Source organism: Halorubrum sp. SD612 (assembly GCF_002135005.1).
Map to the genome: position 1 here is coordinate 1 of NZ_NEWI01000298.1, position 1,911 is coordinate 1,911.

The window sequence follows — 1,911 nt, forward strand, 5'->3', positions numbered from 1 at the left end:
CGGTGCCGCCGGTGACCACTCGTCCCTCGATCACGCTCGACAACGGCCAGCGCTCCGAGGACGACCTCACCCACAAGCTGGTCGACATCATCCGGATCAACCAGCGGTTCATGGAGAACCGCGAGGCCGGCGCTCCGCAGCTGATCATCGAGGACCTCTGGGAGCTGCTCCAGTACCACGTCACAACCTTCGTCGACAACGAGATCAGCGGGACGCCGCCGGCGCGACACCGCTCCGGCCGTCCCCTCAAGACTCTCAGTCAGCGGCTGAAGGGGAAGGAGGGCCGCTTCCGCGGCTCGCTCTCCGGAAAGCGCGTCAACTTCTCCGCCCGGACCGTCATCTCGCCGGACCCGACCCTCTCGCTGAACGAGGTCGGCGTTCCGGACCGGGTCGCCAAGGAGATGACCCAGACGCTCAACGTCACCGAGCGCAACGTCGAGGAGGCGCGGCAGTACGTGCGCAACGGGCCCGAGGCCCACCCCGGCGCGAACTACGTGCGCCGTCCCGACGGCCGCCGGCTGAAGGTGACCGAGAAGAACTGCGAGGAGCTCGCCGAGAAGGTCGAGGCCGACTGGGAGGTGAACCGCCACCTCGTGGACGGCGACATCGTGATCTTCAACCGACAGCCGTCGCTCCACCGGATGTCCATCATGGCCCACGAGGTCGTGGTGATGCCGTACAAGACGTTCCGGCTCAACACCGTCGTCTGCCCGCCGTACAACGCCGACTTCGACGGCGACGAGATGAACATGCACGCGCTCCAAAACGAGGAGGCCCGCGCCGAGGCCCGCGTCCTCATGCGCGTCCAAGAGCAGATCCTCTCGCCCCGGTTCGGCGGGAACATCATCGGCGCGATCCAGGACCACATCTCCGGCACCTACCTGCTCACCCACTCGAACCCCGAGTTCACGGAGACGCAGGCGCTGGACCTGCTCCGCGCCACGCGCGTGGACGAACTGCCCGAGGCGGACGGCGTCGACGACGACGGCCGCGAGTTCTGGACCGGCCGGACGCTGTTCTCGGAGCTGCTCCCGGACGACCTCGACCTCTCGTTTACCTCCTCGGCCGGCGACAGCGTCGTCATCGAGGACGGACAGCTGATAGAGGGGACCATCGACGAGGACGCGGTCGGCGCGTTCGGCGGCGAGGTCGTCGACACGCTCACGAAGGAGTACGGCGAGACCCGCGCCCGCGTGTTCATCAACGAGATCGCGTCGCTGGCGATGCGCGCGATCATGAACTTCGGGTTCTCGATCGGGATCGACGACGAGTCGATCCCGCCGGAGGCCGAAGAGCAGGTCGACGAAGCGATCGAGAGCGCCTACGACCGCGTTCAGGAGCTCATCGCGACGTACGAGGCCGACGAGCTGGAGTCGCTGCCGGGCCGCGGCGTCGACGAGACGCTCGAGATGAAGATCATGCAGACGCTCGGGAAGGCCCGCGACTCGGCCGGGGAGATCGCCGACCAGCACTTCGGCGACGACAACCCGGCGGTCGTGATGGCGCGCTCGGGCGCCCGCGGTTCGATGCTGAACCTGACGCAGATGGCCGGGTCGGTCGGTCAGCAGGCGGTCCGCGGCGAGCGGATCAACCGCGGCTACGAGGACCGGACGCTCTCGCACTACCGACCGAACGACCTCTCCTCTGAGGCGCACGGCTTCGTGGAAAACTCCTACCGCGGCGGGCTCACCCCGCAGGAGTTCTTCTTCCACGCGATGGGCGGCCGCGAGGGGCTCGTCGACACGGCGGTCCGGACCTCCAAGTCCGGTTACCTCCAGCGTCGGCTCATCAACGCGCTCTCCGAGCTGGAGGCGCAGTACGACGGCACGGTCCGGGACACCTCGGGCCGGATCGTCCAGTTCGAGTTCGGCGAGGACGGCACCTCGCCCGTGAAGGTCTCCTCCGGCGAGG

At 68.0% G+C, this 1,911-nt stretch carries 1 protein-coding gene; it reads left to right on the forward strand.

Annotation, left to right across the window (positions count from 1 at the left end):
* On the forward strand, window positions 1-1,911 hold a 1,911-nt coding region (locus B9G38_RS16645; RefSeq protein ID WP_143415587.1), incomplete at both ends, for a DNA-directed RNA polymerase subunit A'.